This is a genomic window from Bacillus sp. SM2101, from assembly GCF_018588585.1.
In the GTDB taxonomy this organism is placed as follows: Bacteria; Bacillota; Bacilli; order Bacillales; family SM2101; genus Nanhaiella; species Nanhaiella sioensis.
In genome coordinates, this window is sequence record NZ_JAEUFG010000010.1 from 118,659 (window position 1) to 134,990 (window position 16,332).

Sequence of the window (16,332 nt, forward strand, 5' to 3'; positions counted from 1 at the left end):
TGTTTGGTGTGATTCAGTTCACTTGTTAATAATTTTTTCAATAGTTACCATTCACAATTTGTCCACAAGAATATGTGATGCATATCACATACATACTCAAATCAAAATAATTACAATATTTACATGAATGTTGAGGAGGTAGTCCTTATGTTTGATCGAGATTTTAATAAAAATCCATTTATAGTCATTTGGGAATTAACGCGTGCTTGTCAATTACACTGCTTGCATTGTCGAGCAAAAGCTCAAACTAGACGGGACCCTAGAGAATTATCCTTTGAGGAAGGTAAACAATTAATAGATCAGATTTATGAAATGGATAATCCAATGTTGGTGTTTACAGGTGGAGACCCTTTGATGAGGGAAGATGTATATGATATTGCAGATTATGCGATAAAAAAAGGTGTAAGGGTATCCATGACACCTAGTGCCACTCCCAATGTAACTAAACAAGCGATTGAGAAGGCAAAAGAGGTTGGTTTAGCACGGTGGGCTTTTAGTTTAGACGGTCCAACTGCTGAAGTACATGATCATTTTCGTGGAACGAAAGGATCATTTGATTTAACAATGAATGCCATAAAATATTTACACGAGTTAGAAATTCCAGTGCAAATTAATACAGTGATTTCTCGCTACAATGTTGATGTGCTAGAAGAGATGGCTAAGGTTGTAGAAGAGTTAAAATGCGTCCTGTGGAGTGTATTTTTTCTCGTTCCTACCGGAAGGGGGAAAGAGTCAGATATGGTATCCCCAGTACAACACGAACAGATTTTTCACTGGCTATATGAATTAAGTAAAAAGGTACCGTTTGATATTAAAACAACAGCAGCACAACATTATCGTCGTGTCGTTATTCAACAGAAAATGAAAGAAGCAAAAGATACAGATCGAGCTATCCGTTATGCAGATGCCTTAAACGAAGGAAAAACGGGTCAAATTGATGGTTTAGGTCGAGCACCAAAAGGTGTCAATGACGGCAATGGTTTTGTTTTTATATCTCATATTGGTGATGTATTTCCTAGTGGATTACTGCCTGTCAAAGCTGGAAATATTAGAGAGAAGACATTAGCGGATATTTATAGAAATTCTCCTATCTTCAAAGATTTGCGAAATCCAGACAAATTTAAAGGGAAATGTGGTGTATGTGAATTCCGCTTTGTTTGTGGTGGCTCACGTGCAAGGTCGTATGCAGTGACTGGAAATTTTTTAGAAAGTGAACCATTCTGTGTGTATATACCGAAAGCATTGCGGTCAAAATCAGTGAATACTTAATATAACAAGCTGAAGTAGGTGTAGCCTTCCTCTATATCTTTGAGTGGGATACACCTTTTTGTATGTAGCTATGTTAAAGCTCGGCCTCTTTTCATAACTAGCGTTAACTGTAGCTTTTCTTCGTTAACAAGATAGCAATTTCGTACAATCTATAATTTTTGAATAGTGCCTTTTTAACGAACGTTTTGTTTGAACATCTAGAAAAGCATTAGCTATACAAATTGAGTTCTTTACCCCAAATCAAAACTTTGTCTAGATAATAGGTAAGCAATACACCTTTGTTACCATCAAACTCTTTTTGTAATTGTACTAGTAAGCCAGTTTCAAGGACGTACTGTAAATAAGACATTTTATATAATATCATAGGGTCACCTTGAAAGGAGATTCCTCTTTTGTTCATTTCCTTAGTATATAATTGAACACAATGGTTTCGAATGCTATCATCATTGTTTTTCTCGGAATTACGTAACCCAAGATATCTTTCAACTAGTAAATTGATATCAAACCAACCTGATGCAAATCTAGACGATTCCCAATCAATCATTTGAATATGGTTGTTAGTATTTTGATGAAAATGATTGCAGCATATATTTTGTAAATGAAGGTCACCGTGTACGATGCATTGTCCATTCTTTACTAGTTCAGAAAATGATAAAGAGCTTTCACTTAATATTTGTTGTATTATGCTGTGCGTAGGTTCTATCATTTTCTTTAAGCGCTTATGGTGTAACGCATCAATAAGATACAATTTTGTTTTTTGTATTTTAGCTTGTCTTCGTGTTTTCATTTTCTTCGAATGAAATGTTGGAAACCAGGGGTTAAACAAATCGATATTATCGTAGAAATTTTGCTCATATGAGTGGGCATGTAATTTTGCAATTGTTGGTATGATATAGTCAAAATGATTTGGAGGAGGTATTCGTCCACGCAAAGGCTCAATATATTCTATTAACATCCATGTTTCGTTATCAAATATATTTGATTTAGTTGCGTATATTGTTGGCATGAACTCTTTTAGAAAGGGGAGAGCTTTTTCATATAAATTTATTTCTACAGTATTTCTATTTTTTGACCCTATATAACGTTTAAAAATAATTGGTTGAATACCAAATTCTGTTGAGATGTCTAATTTATAAATCATACTTTTCGCAGATGCTCTTAATTGCTGAATTGAATCAGGAACAAATGACTTAAATTTGCCAAACTTATGTTTTATTTGATGATGAAAATCGGTGTTTTGAAAAACCTTTTTAATGTTGGCGATATCCATTATGTGTTTTCTTCCTGTTTTTTAGTTTTCCAAGAATTATAAAGATGAGAAAATGTACTGCGCAAAAATGGCATCGGGTCATCCCATGCGAATAGTGCATATTGTTTGTTTCCAGATAGTCCCTTCTTGAAGTCATTAAAAGTCATTTCACCATATTCCCTTTTTTGGAGGTAGGCAAGGTAATACCGTACAAGATAAATCCATTTAATGTCTTCTATTTGATACAATCGCGGTTCAGGGTCTTGACCTGTTAAGTATAGGTAGTATAAATAAGCAAAATCTATACCACAAGCCTCTGTTAAACTATGAGAAAGCCATAATCTAGAATTGATCTCAATAAACTTAAGTTCACCATCACGGGGATCTTTTTTAAATTCGGCCATGGCTACTCCCCTACACTCCAATTCTTTTAGAAATGGTAAGCCAACATCAATAATTTCTTCATCTCTTTTACTAATAATGAGGGCACCTGTACCCATATTTGGCGGGAATTGATGAATTTTTTGTAGTGTGAAAAGAGCCTTTACATTCATATCTTCATCAAGAAAAGTCGCCAGTTTGTAAAAAGTGCTGTCATCACCGGGAATAAATTCTTGTAGCATTAACTCACCAAATTGCCGATAGTAAGGAAAAACAGTTTTTAATTCTTCTGCACTATGAACCATGATAATTTTTTTATTAATATGTTGACGAAACTTATGTCCATAAACAGGCTTTATAATACACGGAAATGTTAATTTGTTAAGAATATCTTCCAATTCCTCTTCCAGATCTAAAAAAAAGGTTGTCGGGCATGGAATATTATACTTTGTAGCTAGTTCATACGTTAAACGTTTATCGATTAATGCATGAATAGTTGAGTGCTCAGGTAATAAAAATAAATAATACATAGACAATATTTCTCTATGCTTTGACATAAAATAGAGAAAATCATCTGAACCAGCATATAGCACAGCTTTACAACAAAATGTCTTACCTAAATTTAATAGGAAGGTAAGCAAGCCTTCTTCATCTTTAATAGGGTCAGGACAACTCTTACATGTTGCATAACATGTTTTGCCGATTTTGTATTTTTTTCCTGTATCAAAGGCGTATACATCCACTCCTTTTCTACCTAAACTTCTTACAATACCAATTCCATTTGCACTTAAATCAAGAACGATTGCAGGATGCTTACGCTCAACCATATTTCAACTACCTTTCTATAATAAAGATTGGTACTCCTGTTCAATTTTTCTTGACATCTCGTTAACTGTTAGCTCAGCTTGTGCAAACTTGCGGGCATTTTCCCCTAGTTCGTTTCTTAAAGAGGGATTTTGGATAAGTAGTAGCAGATGCTTTGAGAGTGTTTCAATGTCACCTGGTGTTGAAAGTAAACCTTCCTTCTGATGATGAATTAATTCGGGAATTCCTCCTACATATGATGAAACGATAGGTAACCCCATATGCATCGCTTCAATGATAGAAATTGGTAGACTATCATTTATAGTAGGTAAAACAAAAATGTCCGTTTCCTTTAATAGCTGAGGGATGTCGTCTCTACTTCCTAAGAACACTACATTTGACAAACGTAAATGTTGTGCTTGTTGTTCTAAATCCTCTCTCGTCTTACCGTCACCAATAATCCTAATTTCAACATGATCTAAATGCTCTTTAATCATGTTTAGGGCTTCTAACAAAATATGGTGACCCTTACGTTGAGTAAGACGAGCAATACAAGAAATGATCGTTTGATGACGGTTTGCACCTTTGGTGTACTCTATTTCTTCATTTTCTTCTATTCCTGTATGAACTGTTAGCATTTTTGAATCGTGTGCACCTAGTTGCTTTAGCGGTTCACGGAAATGATCTGATAGGATGATAATCTTATCCGCATATTGAACAGCCCTTTTATCAATTTCAATAAAGTACCTTGCTGAAAGTGAATCTTTGTCTACTTCTTTAAATTTTATTCTAGTGAGGCTTAAAATCCCGTGAGGAGTATAAAGTAGTGGTTTTTCATAATGTTCATTAAGCATACCTAAAATATACGCAGTTGCTAAATCCTGAGCGTGTAAAATATCATAACCCTCAAGGTTTTGTTGACTTAAATGTGTTAAATATGTGTAAAAGTTAACGTCAAGCTGAAAAAACTTCTTCTTATCTTTACCGTAGCGTTGTTGGTAAAATTTCCACAAATAGTCACTTATGTTGTTCTTTGTGTTTACATAACCATCAAACTCGTTTGGACATGTAATTTCAACGACATGGCCACGATTCTCCAGGCCGTGTTTTAGATTAGTGATATAGTTAGATAAACCTCCAACATGAGGATAGTTCCAGAAAGTCGTTAGTAATATTCTCAATGTCCACTTCCCCTTTGTGCCCTCTAGTTTGATTTGTCATCATGTTTCATGTTGTTGAAGATTGAATGTTGTCGTTATTTGAATCCTCGAATGGATCTTTCTTGTCTTTCTTAAGTATCTGTTGTTGGAAATGATGATCCATCATGGCAAGTAAATCTGGTGCGGGAACTTGTAGTTTCGCTAACTTGGAAATTGTTATCTGTTTATTTGAAAAATCACCAATTGTCTTCATGTTGGATCCTCCTAATAATTTCAAAAGCCTCAGCATAATGTACACCAACTGTCATCCCTCTATACCTTGCTAAAAACTTTATTCCATCAAACGAACGGGGGTGGGGGAAAAGGCGCATTTCAACATCGTAATGTTTAAGGGCATTCAATTTATTATCGATTGTATCAGTTACGTCAACATAGTAATTTGGTTTAAAAGTTTGATCATTGGTATGGTGAGTCCATTCGGTAGATGAAACTGTTTCAAAGCAAATTATGTCGATTGGGGCACTTCCAGCTATAGGACGTGCAGCAGTCATAACAGCTTGAAATGTAACTTGATGGTCCTTATTTAAATCGCCATAATGGTGAGTGAATATTTTACAAGGTTGATATATTGTAATTAACTTTTCAATTTTCTTATTAATAAGGTGAAGTGGGAAAGTTTCCATTTCTAAATTAGGATACTCGAGGAAAATAACTTCTTTTACACCTAACTCTTTATTTGCTTCTATACAGCAGTTGGTGATATATTCATCTTCTTTGTTACGGCCTTGAGCAGTTATTACAGTAATAACTTCATAGCCACCATTTATTAATTTTTTTATAGTTGCACCCGAACCAAGCAGCTCGTCATCAGGATGGGATGCAATAATTAAGACAGTTTTTTTTAGCATCAATCCTTCATCTCCAAAAATGTGTAATCTATTTTAGGTTATGTATATGGGTTTAATGAAAGAGTTGATACAGACATATGCGGATAATGACTACCCATTTTTTACAGAGGAAAACATGTACGGATGAATCTTAACCGACAAATGAAGGAAAAAAAAGAGTAGATGGAGTAAAGCTCCACCTACTATACAAGTCTTAACATATTGTTGCTGTTTGAACATATGAAAGAAGTAGCTTTTCAGTATTAATTATTGAAGTTTGATGGGTACGCTCAAAGGCGTGTGATGATTCAATACCAGGGCCAATAAGTCCGTGAACAATATCAAATCCTGAACGTATAGCTGCGGATGCATCAGATCCGTAAAAAGGATATATGTCAACCTTATAGTCAATATTATTATCGTTAGCTAATTGAACTAACTTTTTTCTAAGGCCATAATGATACGGGCCGCTAGAATCCTTCGCACAAATAGACACTGTATATTCATCAGAAGCTTGACCATCTCCAATAGCTCCCATGTCAACTGCCAAATATTCAACGGTTTCAGGTGTAATATTAGAGTTTCCACCATAGCCAATTTCTTCGTTATTGGAAATAAGAAAATGTGTTGTATGTGGTAGCTGTATGTTTTCTTTTTTGATATGTTCAATTAGTTGTAGTAAGATAGCTACACTTGCTTTATCATCTAAATGTCTAGATTTTATAAACCCGCTTGAAGTAACTTCAACTCTAGGATCAAATGACACAAAATCTCCAACTTCGATACCTAGAGAGCGAACGTCCTCTGCATTCTCTACCTTTTCATCAATTCTAACTTCAATATTCTCCTCATTTCGTTTAGCTTCACCAGCATTTTTATATACATGTACGCTCGTTTGATGCATCAGAATGGTACCTTTATATGTCCGTCCGTCCGAGGTTTCAATTTGACAATACTCTCCTTCAACAGAATTCCACCGAAAACCTCCGATCATCGAAAGTTTTAACCGACCATTACTCTTGACTTCTTTAACCATAGCACCAAGTGTATCTACATGTGCTGTTAACATTCGATGTTTCGTGCCGTCAGTTCCAGGAAGAGTTGCAAGCAGTCCACCTTTTCTATTGCGGCTATTCTCGACCCCAATGTTAGTAAGTTTATCTTCAATAAATTGAATGATGTTGTCTGTATGGCCAGATGGACTTGGAATAGATACTAGTTCTTTAATAAGCTCAATTGTTGCATTTGTGTTTGGATATGTATTCATCTTAAATCTCCTCTCTTAATAAAAATATATCTCTCATTACTTTATCATATAAATTAGTTTTCTTATAATGTATAAAAGAGACTTACATAAGGAGAAGTCATATGAAATTACTTATTGCAGACCGTGATCAAGATGAAAGGATAGGGATACGTTGGTTAGTATCGGCAAACTCATTTTCATTTGAGCAAATATTGCTAGCTAGTTCATTTGACGAGCTTATTATCAACCTTGAAAATGATGTTCCAGAAGTAACAATCATAGAGCTTGATATGATCCCAAGAGAGCACTGGAACATACTATTGAGTAGGATAAAACAATATACACAAATCGTCATAGCTGTTTCAGCCGAAGCGACATATGAGCGTGCAAAGCAAGCGATAGAGCTGCAAGCTGTTGATTTATTAGTAAAACCAAATTCACCAGAGTCATTAAAGAAAACTTTGTATCGTTCAGTTAATGTTTTAAGAGCGGAACATAGCTCTAAACAACGTCAAGCTAATAAGTATAATACTACAACTTATCGTTCGCTTTTTATCCAAGATCACCAAAATGAAACGGCTGATTCTTTAATGGTATTACAAACTGAAGATCAAAATAAGTTAGCTGAGCTTCGCTTATTTCTTGAAACCTATTATGTAATGGAGGATGTATTACTATTACCTGTCAGTGATTTAATTGTATTAGTTTTTCAAAACAAAAATACAAAACAGTTAGAAGCAGTTGGAAATCGACTCCTTCAAGATTGGGATGAAGAAAAAAATGAACCAATGGCTATCGTTATTCATAGCCAAGGGATAATTAAGTCACTTCACGAAGCATACATGCAAGCAAAAGGGGCATTACAAGTAACATACTTTAAAGGATACAGGCAACTTATACATGTAAAGCAAAATGTTGAATGGCATACTATTGACCCTTTTTTAACTCCTCAAGAGCAAAGAGAATGGATAGATATGCTTAATAATAAGGATAAGGATATGGTTAAGTCATGGATGTACCGCCATTTTCTATCAATTTCAGAGCCTTTTCCCGAACCAGGATTAGTACGAACTAGATTAACAAGCATACTAGCACAAATACGTCGATATATGAAATCGTTTTATTTAGATCAAGGGGTGTACGAAGAGTTATACCATAAGGTTTTTGAAGAAATTTTATATAGTCCAGTCTTATACCGCTCTGTTCAACAAATGATTCTGTTTACGGGTCAATTATTTGATGGTGCTCAAAATCAACTAGAATCTTCACGTCACGATGTCGTCGAACTAGGCGTGGCATATATTGAAAGGAATTATCATCATCAAAATTTATCATTAGAGGACGTTGCTAAATACACAGGTAGAAGCCCCAGCTATTTTAGCCATTTACTTAACAAAAAAATGAACATATCTTTTATTCAGCTTGTGACCAACCTTCGGGTTCACGCTGCGAAGAGATTGTTATGGGAAACAGATTTATCAATTAAAGAGGTTGCAAATAAAGCTGGTTTTCGAAATGCAAATTACTTCAGTAGAATTTTTAAGCAGGTGATGGGTGTTACTCCTAGAGAGTATAGAATGGAGAAAGATATAGATTTAAATTAGGTCTATGTTTTAACACGGGTGTATTAGTGAGTGAGCTTTGCTGTCATGTTATTGAATGAAAACAGCTATGTATAGTCACTCTTCATAATGACTGTTTTCGCATAACATGTTGTTTTATTAGGTAATAAATACATACACAACTGGCGTTGGGGGGATCTTTTCTTTTGCAAAATGATGACTTACATATAAAGCAGCCTCTAATGGTACAAAGCAACAAAGTGTACGAAAAGAGTTTTTCGCATAGTATGATTTTTCTCACTAAGAAATAAACAACTTTAGTTTTGTTGCACCTTTACTCTTTCAAACGATGATAAGAACATGAACCCCTATTTGTATATGTGTTATCTGTAAAATGGCAAAACGATGAATACATCTAAAATCAAAAAAAAATACTAATAACAAAATAAATTACTATTATTTCACGTAAATCCTTCTATTTTAATGATGCCAACTTGATATCGTCTTGAATTTCACAAAGTTTTGTTCTATTTTTCTGAAATCTCCCCTAGTATACTTACTCATAAGAAATGAATAATGGGGTGTTTATGATGAGTACAAATAAGCGTAGCATTGAAAATTATACAGGATCAGAATTACATGCAAAAGGTTGGATTCAAGAAGCAGCATTAAGAATGCTCATGAATAATTTAAATGAGGATGTAGCAGAAAGACCTGAAGATCTCGTTGTATATGGAGGTATTGGCAAAGCTGCTCGTAATTGGGAAAGCTATGATGCGATTATAAAAACTTTACACAATTTAGAAGACGATGAAACGATGCTTGTTCAATCTGGGAAACCAGTTGCGGTGTTTAAAACACACACGGACGCACCGAGAGTGTTAATTGCAAACTCAAATCTTGTGCCAGCTTGGGCAAATTGGGACCACTTCCATGAGCTTGATAAAAAAGGCTTAATGATGTATGGACAAATGACAGCTGGAAGCTGGATATATATCGGCAGCCAAGGGATCGTTCAAGGCACATATGAAACGTTTGCTGAACTTGGACGCCAGCATTTCAATAGTACACTAAAAGGAACGATATCTCTAACAGCCGGATTAGGTGGTATGGGTGGAGCACAGCCTTTAGCTGTCACTTTAAATGAAGGTGTTTGTATTGCTATTGAGGTAGATCGAACTAGAATTCAACGACGCATTGAAACACGCTATCTAGATATAATGACAGAAAGTATTGATGAAGCTATTCAATTGGCACGTGAAGCGAAGGAACAGGGGAAACCACTATCGATTGGCTTATTAGGAAACGCTGCAGAAGTATTACCAGAAATGATTAGCAAAGGATTTACTCCAGATGTACTAACAGATCAAACGTCCGCACATGATCCAATTAATGGATATATACCTTTAGGCTATTCTCTAGAGAAGGCAGATGAGTTACGTAAAGCTGATCCAAAAGCATATGAGAGTGAATCTAAAAAGAGTATTGCTGAACATGTAAAAGCGATGTTAACAATGCAGAAACTGGGTGCGATTACTTTCGACTATGGAAATAACATTAGGCAGGTAGCAAAGGATGAAGGAGTGGACAACGCTTTTAATTTCCCTGGCTTTGTACCAGCTTATATTCGACCACAGTTTTGTGAAGGAAAAGGGCCTTTCAGATGGGTTGCTTTATCAGGAGACCCAGAAGATATTTATAAGACGGATGAAGTCATTTTACGTGAGTTTAGCTACAATAAACATTTATGCAATTGGATTAAAATGGCTCGTGAAAAAATCCAATTTCAAGGGTTACCATCTCGTATTTGTTGGTTAGGTTATGGAGAGCGCGCTAAATTTGGGAAAATTATTAATGACATGGTTGCTAGCGGTGAGTTGAAAGCACCAATTGTTATTGGACGTGATCATCTAGACTCCGGTTCAGTAGCTTCACCAAATCGTGAAACTGAAGGCATGATGGATGGAAGTGATGCAGTAGCTGATTGGCCAATTTTGAATGCCTTAATAAATAGCATCGGTGGTGCAAGCTGGGTGTCTGTACATCATGGTGGTGGTGTAGGAATGGGATATTCATTGCATGCAGGTATGGTCATCGTTGCTGATGGAACACCAGAAGCTGCAAAAAGGCTTGAACGTGTGTTAACGACAGATCCTGGTATGGGAGTTGTTCGTCATGCAGATGCGGGGTATGATTTAGCGAAAAAGACAGCAAAAGAAAAAGGTATACACATTCCAATGATGGATTAAGGGGAGGAGGGTAATTATGAAACCACTTTTTATTAGAAATGCAAATGAAGTGATAACGCTGAAAGGTAGTTCAGAACATCCACGTAAGTTAGAGCAAATGGAAAACCTTGAAGTAATTAAAGGCGGCAGTGTCTGGTTGGAGAGCGACAAAATCATAGCTGTTGGTACGGATGAACAACTACATGAACAATTTAAGAATCGAATTGATGAAGCAGAAGTGATTGATGCGCGAGGCAAAGTGGTTTTACCTGGCTTAGTAGATCCGCATACACATTTAGTGCATGCAGGAAGCCGGGAAAATGAATTTAATATGCGCCTAAAAGGTGCGAGCTATATGGATATTATGAATGCTGGTGGTGGCATTCATGCATCGACAAAAGCAACGAAGGAAGCTAGTCATGATCAATTATATGTGGAAAGTAAACGTAGACTAGATCAGTTTTTACTTCATGGTGTTACGACTGTGGAAGCGAAAAGTGGCTATGGCTTAGCATTAGAGCATGAAATAAAGCAGCTTGAAGTAGCAAAACAGCTCAATGATGATCACGTCATTGACATTGTTTCTACTTTTATGGGTGCACATGCGGTACCTGCCGAATATAAAGATCGACCTGATGAGTTTGTAGATGTCGTTGTAAATGAAATGATCCCTAAGGTTGCTCAGACAAAACTTGCTGAATTTAATGACGTATTTTGTGAACACGGTGTGTTTACACCAGAGCAATCAAAGCGTATTTTACAAGCTGGATTGGAACATGGCTTACTTCCTAAAATCCATGCAGATGAGATTGAGCCATATGGCGGAGCAGAAACTGCAGCAGAAGTTGGAGCAGTGTCGGCTGACCATTTGCTTAAAGCTTCGGAAAAAGGTATGGAAATGATGGCAGAAAATGATGTTATAGGCGTGTTGCTCCCAGGAACAGCATTTTTCCTCATGGCTGAATTTGCAAATGGGCGCAAAATGATTGATAAAGGTGTCCCAGTAGCTTTATCCACTGATTGTAACCCTGGGTCTTCACCTACTGTTTCATTGCCATTTATTATGAATCTGGGCTGTTTAAAAATGGGTATGACTCCTGCTGAAGTCATTTGTGCTGCAACAATCAATGCTGCTCATGCGATTAAACGAGGACAAGAAATAGGTAGTATTGAGGTCGGTAAAAAAGCAGATATATTAATTGTCGATGTACCGAATTATATGCAATTACCATACCATTACGGCATGAACCATACTGATACGGTTATTAAAAACGGTAAAATTGTCGTTGATGGAGGGAAGCTTTGTGTCTAATTATCCGTACCCGTTGCTTAAGCGACCACCATTTAGCTGGGATAGAAACGAGAATATAACAGAACCTAAAGTACATGAATGGATTGAAACATTACCTGTAAATCATGATGTTAAGTGGGAGAACTTTGATATTTCTATTTTAGGAATACCTCTTTCACGATCATCAATTAGTGCATCAGCCGCCAGTGAGAATCCTGAGGCGATGCGCAGAGAATGGAAGTCTTTTACGACATATAATATTGATTATGACATTGATTTAACGGACCTTTCTGTAGTAGATTTAGGTGATGTCAAACAGCATGTTACAGACATTGCATTGTGTCATCAAAATATTACCGATGCAATGGTAGCAATGCGTCAACATCATCCACATGTGTTCCCAATCATGCTCGGTGGAGATCATTCTATTACTGCAATGCTAGTGAAAGGGTGGAAGCAGTCACATCCTAATGAGAAAATAGGTATTTTACAGTTTGATACTCATTTTGATTTACGAGATGTAGATGAATTTGGTCCAGCAAACGGTACTCCAATTAGAAATCTTATTGAAAACGAGATAGTAGAAGGTAAGCATGTATATAATATAGGTCTTCACGGTTTCTTTAATGCGAAATCATTAAAGGACTATGCGGACGAGTGTGGGCTGAATTATACGACACTACGTGAGGCACGTAAGCAAGGGATTGAACACGTAGTAAAGCGAGCAATAGATGAACTGAGTAATCAGGTAGATACAATATATTTGACTGTTGATATGGATGTACTAGATATTACTGCTGGACCTGGGGCACCGGCTGCAACACCAGGTGGGATGAGAGCAGATGAGTTGTTTGATGCAGTTTATATTGCTGGTCAAAGTGACAAAGTGAAGGCAATGGATATTGTTTGTCTCGATCCACATAAGGATCAAGCAAATTCAACTGTCAAAGCAGGCGTACATGTCATGCTATCGTTTTTATCTGGATATATAAATAGATCAGGTGAGAAGAGCTCTTTTCGTTAATTCTCTCATTTTAACAAGGATGCTTTGATCAACTTGTCAAAATGTAAATATCAATTCTGAAAGCTTTTAGATGGAGCTTATAAGATAGTGCTATAATATAAATCCTGTTGAAATATTGGCAGGATTTTTTCTTATTCGATCAAAGGTGTCAGGTCGACATATAACTTTGTATTATTAAGTTATTGTTTTTTTACCTAAAGCAAACAGCTTGAATACTTAATTTTAAACATGTTTAATGTCTTATAAGAAAAACATAAACTAAAAGGGACCTTTTCGGTAGACTTTGTTGCTATTTATATTGATTTCTAGTTATGTCATGATGAAATGTATATAACCACGACAATAATATTGACATGTTTTTAGGAGGGAAACGGTGTATAATTCTCTGATAAGTTTAAAAGTGGGAACAGCAAAACAGCGTAAAGCATATAGTGCCATAGAAAATTTAGGAATAATGAAAGACTTAGTTGAGTATGATCCTGTAGTATGTGGAACGATACCAATTGGTGTTGATGTAATCGATTCTGATTTAGACATTATTATGGAAGTTGATCATTTACATAAACTAAGATTTGAAAATAAAGTAAAAAAACTATATGAGAATGAAATCGATTTTAAGATCACCAGAAAAAATATTAGAAATTTGGAAGTGGTCAAGGCCAATTTTATATATCACGGCTTTGAATTTGAAATATTTGGGCAATCTCAGCCAGTTTTACAACAATATGCTTACCAACACATGGTTATAGAGAGATTTATAATAAAAGAGTTTCCAGGTATAAGGGAACAAGTCATTAATCTAAAAATAAAAGGATATAAGACTGAACCAGCATTTTGTGAAATTTTAGGTCTATCTGGAGATTCTTACGAAGCATTATTAAATTTTGGTAGAGAAAAAGGGATTATTTAATGTTCTTTAATTTTTTCTCTACGTGAGAAACGACCTAAATCCTTCAATAATGAAATTACTAATAACGGCCGTAGTAAAGCTGTTAATAAAATTGAAAAAGAAAGTATGCCTATATTTTGTAACGTAAATTCGGAATTTTTTATGGAATTTATAAGAACTCTTCACTATTTATCATGATCTTAAAATTTGTATAAGTTAGCCGCTGCACTAAATTATGAAAATTACCATGATGATGCGTAGTAAAAATCACAACAAATAAGCTTGCGGACCAATTAATAATCTGAAAATTATGAATATAAGTATGATTTATATGTATTTTATGGTAAAATCAATGTGAAAAATTTAACATTTTAGGAGGAATGTATTTGTTCTCAAAGCGGAAAGTTACTATATTTGCATGTTTATTAATCACTTCACTATTTATATTTGGCTGTAGTAAGGAGGATGCTAGTACTACAGAGGGACCTCCATCACTTCAAGTAATTGGCCACGCAAGTGTGAAAATTAAAACGAGCGATGGGAAAGTCATTTACATCGATCCATGGGCAGGTGATGAGGAGGATTACTCTGAACCAGCAGATATAATTCTATCCACTCATGGACATTATGATCACAGTGATTTGTCAAAAGTAACGAAAAAAGATCAAACAGAAATCATTACACAATTTTACGATTTTGAAAATAAAAAGATTGAGAGTGACTTACCTGGTAAAAACATTGAGGTATTAGGTATTCATATTAGTGCAGTCGCAGCTTATAATGATCACCATCCTATAGATTTATCCTATGGTTATGTACTAGAGTTTGATGGACTGCGAGTTTATCATACAGGAGATACTGGAAAAATAGATGAAATGAATTTATTGTCTGATAAAAATATAAATTATGCCTTATTAGGTATGGACGGTACATATGATAATATGAATGTAGAGGAGGCGATAGATGCAGCAATAATGATTAATGCTGATCATGTCATTCCTATTCATACAGATGCACCTGGCATTTATAATGAAGAAAATGTTGAGAAATTCGAGGTGGAAAATAAATTAGAAGTAAAACCAGGAGAAACGATACAGTTAGCAGAGAAAAACTAGATTAAAAGTTTCCAGCTTCTTTGTAAAATACTAGACTAATTAATAAAGAAAACAAGGGAACTCCAAAGGGGAGTTCCCTTGTTCGTGGTATCTTGCCAGTTGTAAAAGAATGCCCCAATAACATTAAAGATAATAAGACGGGTTAATCAATACTACAAATAATAGCAGGGCACTCTTCACAATTAATTTCTGTTTTTAAGAACTCTAAATCAAGAATCGTAATAAATCCTTTATTCATTGATATTTTCTTTTGACGTCTCAAGTCATTTAACATGCGATTGACACTTTCTCTAGTTGTACCACAAAAGTTTGCCAGCTCCTGATTCGTAAGAGGTAAGTCAATAAAAATTCCATCTTCTTTCTTAATTCCATAGCTGTTTGACATACGAATAAGAGTAGAATATAGCGCACCTTTTTTTCCATTTAGAACTAAATCGCGAAATTTCGTTTGCGTTTTCCGAAAGTGATCACTCATCCATTTCATAAATTCAAATGCAAGTTGGCTATTTTGAAAAAATTGCGTCTCGAGATGGTCTTTTTTTATGACAGCTACTTCACAATCCTCAAGCACTTTTGCATTGAGAATATATTTTGCATCATCAGTAAAAAGTGTAAGCTCACCTACGATGTCATCTTGTCGACATATTCTTAATGTAAGTTCACGTCCATCTGCAGAAATTTTACTAATTTGTATTCTTCCCGAACGAATGATGTAAAGTTCTGTAGCCTCCATCCCTTCTTGAAAAAGGTATGAGCCTTTGTTAACTTTCACGGTGTACTCAGAGGAATTCAACAATTCTTTTAGCTCAACAGACATGGTCGGTTTTGTAGGCTGGGGTTGAGTTTTTATTGTTACCACCTACCTTATGGAAGAATTAGTTGTTACTTCTATTAAATATGAAAACATTCAAAACTGCAACGTAAATATTATCATTCTACTGGGTTATCGAAAGGATTATGATTTTTTTTGATGTTGTACCACAAAGATAATAGTATTATAAAGTTTGAATCCTACACGTTGAACTTAATTTATACTTTCTCATTCATTCTAACTTAAAATTAATTAAAATTTTTCATAAAATGTCACAAATTGATGAGTAAAATTGTTTTAATTATGAAACGCTTATTTATCAGGCTCTTTTCGTAAACTTAGTTGTCATTGTCACTACATTAGAAATACCAATAAGTATTGTATCATTGCCGTAAGTGCTAATGAAAAGATGCTAC

Annotated in this window: 14 protein-coding genes; 7 read left to right on the forward strand and 7 right to left on the reverse strand. The window is 35.2% G+C overall.

Translation table 11 applies throughout. From position 1 onward, the window contains the following. Positions 1-147: 147 nt before the first annotated feature. On the forward strand, positions 148-1,269 hold the full coding sequence (locus JM172_RS11825; protein WP_214482523.1) for a TIGR04053 family radical SAM/SPASM domain-containing protein: 1,122 nt from the start codon (positions 148-150) through the stop codon (positions 1,267-1,269). A gap of 208 nt (positions 1,270-1,477) precedes the next feature. On the opposite strand, the gene JM172_RS11830 is transcribed toward JM172_RS11825, so the two are convergent. From JM172_RS11830 to JM172_RS11855, 6 genes are all read right to left on the reverse strand, one after another. Then, complete coding sequence (locus JM172_RS11830; protein WP_214482527.1) at positions 1,478-2,539, reverse strand: oxidoreductase family protein; 1,062 nt, start codon at positions 2,537-2,539, stop codon at positions 1,478-1,480. Then, complete coding sequence (locus JM172_RS11835; protein ID WP_214482529.1) at positions 2,539-3,726, reverse strand: carboxylate--amine ligase; 1,188 nt, start codon at positions 3,724-3,726, stop codon at positions 2,539-2,541. Before JM172_RS11835 ends, JM172_RS11830 begins: the two co-directional genes overlap by 1 nt. A gap of 15 nt (positions 3,727-3,741) precedes the next feature. Then, positions 3,742-4,884 carry a glycosyltransferase family 4 protein gene (locus tag JM172_RS11840; protein ID WP_214482531.1) on the reverse strand — a complete coding sequence of 381 codons (1,143 nt, stop codon included), beginning with the start codon at positions 4,882-4,884 and terminating at the stop codon, positions 3,742-3,744. 46 nt (positions 4,885-4,930) lie between these two features. Further along, positions 4,931-5,116, reverse strand: a complete 186-nt coding sequence (locus tag JM172_RS11845; protein WP_214482533.1) for a hypothetical protein — start codon at positions 5,114-5,116, stop codon at positions 4,931-4,933. After that, positions 5,100-5,771 carry a PIG-L deacetylase family protein gene (locus JM172_RS11850; protein ID WP_214482538.1) on the reverse strand — a complete coding sequence of 224 codons (672 nt, stop codon included), beginning with the start codon at positions 5,769-5,771 and terminating at the stop codon, positions 5,100-5,102. The genes JM172_RS11845 and JM172_RS11850 overlap by 17 nt, the downstream gene beginning before the upstream one ends. Positions 5,772-5,964: 193 nt before the next feature. Beyond that, positions 5,965-7,017 carry a M42 family metallopeptidase gene (locus JM172_RS11855; protein ID WP_214482539.1) on the reverse strand — a complete coding sequence of 351 codons (1,053 nt, stop codon included), beginning with the start codon at positions 7,015-7,017 and terminating at the stop codon, positions 5,965-5,967. 101 nt (positions 7,018-7,118) lie between these two features. Between JM172_RS11855 and JM172_RS11860 the strand changes: the two genes are divergently transcribed. The 6 genes from JM172_RS11860 (at position 7,119) to JM172_RS11885 (ending at position 15,105) form a co-directional block, all read left to right on the forward strand. Then, positions 7,119-8,600: a helix-turn-helix domain-containing protein gene (locus JM172_RS11860; protein ID WP_214482541.1), complete on the forward strand. Its 1,482-nt coding sequence runs from the start codon at positions 7,119-7,121 to the stop codon at positions 8,598-8,600. A 548-nt stretch (positions 8,601-9,148) separates the two neighbouring features. Then, positions 9,149-10,807 (forward strand): urocanate hydratase, encoded by a 1,659-nt coding sequence (hutU, locus tag JM172_RS11865; protein WP_483297256.1) that lies wholly within the window; start codon positions 9,149-9,151, stop codon positions 10,805-10,807. A 16-nt stretch (positions 10,808-10,823) separates the two neighbouring features. Then, positions 10,824-12,098, forward strand: a complete 1,275-nt coding sequence (gene hutI / locus JM172_RS11870) for an imidazolonepropionase (protein WP_214482544.1) — start codon at positions 10,824-10,826, stop codon at positions 12,096-12,098. Next, complete coding sequence (locus JM172_RS11875; protein WP_352223374.1) at positions 12,091-13,101, forward strand: agmatinase family protein; 1,011 nt, start codon at positions 12,091-12,093, stop codon at positions 13,099-13,101. Before hutI ends, JM172_RS11875 begins: the two co-directional genes overlap by 8 nt. Positions 13,102-13,474: 373 nt before the next feature. Continuing rightward, on the forward strand, positions 13,475-14,011 hold the full coding sequence (locus JM172_RS11880) for a DUF4269 domain-containing protein (protein WP_214482548.1): 537 nt from the start codon (positions 13,475-13,477) through the stop codon (positions 14,009-14,011). A gap of 365 nt (positions 14,012-14,376) precedes the next feature. Next, positions 14,377-15,105 (forward strand): MBL fold metallo-hydrolase, encoded by a 729-nt coding sequence (locus tag JM172_RS11885; RefSeq protein WP_214482549.1) that lies wholly within the window; start codon positions 14,377-14,379, stop codon positions 15,103-15,105. A 142-nt stretch (positions 15,106-15,247) separates the two neighbouring features. On the opposite strand, the gene JM172_RS11890 is transcribed toward JM172_RS11885, so the two are convergent. Next, complete coding sequence (locus JM172_RS11890; RefSeq protein WP_214482551.1) at positions 15,248-15,922, reverse strand: Crp/Fnr family transcriptional regulator; 675 nt, start codon at positions 15,920-15,922, stop codon at positions 15,248-15,250. Positions 15,923-16,332 lie beyond the last annotated feature (410 nt).

Bases quoted from the DNA above. Each gene is read 5' to 3' on its own strand.
- JM172_RS11825 (WP_214482523.1), top strand. From the start codon at position 148: ATGTTTGATCGAGATTTTAATAAAAATCCATTTATAGTCATTTGGGAA.
- JM172_RS11830 (WP_214482527.1), bottom strand. From the start codon at position 2,539: ATGGATATCGCCAACATTAAAAAGGTTTTTCAAAACACCGATTTTCAT.
- JM172_RS11835 (WP_214482529.1), bottom strand. From the start codon at position 3,726: ATGGTTGAGCGTAAGCATCCTGCAATCGTTCTTGATTTAAGTGCAAAT.
- JM172_RS11845 (WP_214482533.1), bottom strand. From the start codon at position 5,116: ATGAAGACAATTGGTGATTTTTCAAATAAACAGATAACAATTTCCAAG.
- JM172_RS11850 (WP_214482538.1), bottom strand. From the start codon at position 5,771: ATGCTAAAAAAAACTGTCTTAATTATTGCATCCCATCCTGATGACGAG.
- JM172_RS11855 (WP_214482539.1), bottom strand. From the start codon at position 7,017: ATGAATACATATCCAAACACAAATGCAACAATTGAGCTTATTAAAGAA.
- JM172_RS11860 (WP_214482541.1), top strand. From the start codon at position 7,119: ATGAAATTACTTATTGCAGACCGTGATCAAGATGAAAGGATAGGGATA.
- hutU (WP_483297256.1), top strand. From the start codon at position 9,149: ATGAGTACAAATAAGCGTAGCATTGAAAATTATACAGGATCAGAATTA.
- hutI (WP_214482544.1), top strand. From the start codon at position 10,824: ATGAAACCACTTTTTATTAGAAATGCAAATGAAGTGATAACGCTGAAA.
- JM172_RS11890 (WP_214482551.1), bottom strand. From the start codon at position 15,922: ATGTCTGTTGAGCTAAAAGAATTGTTGAATTCCTCTGAGTACACCGTG.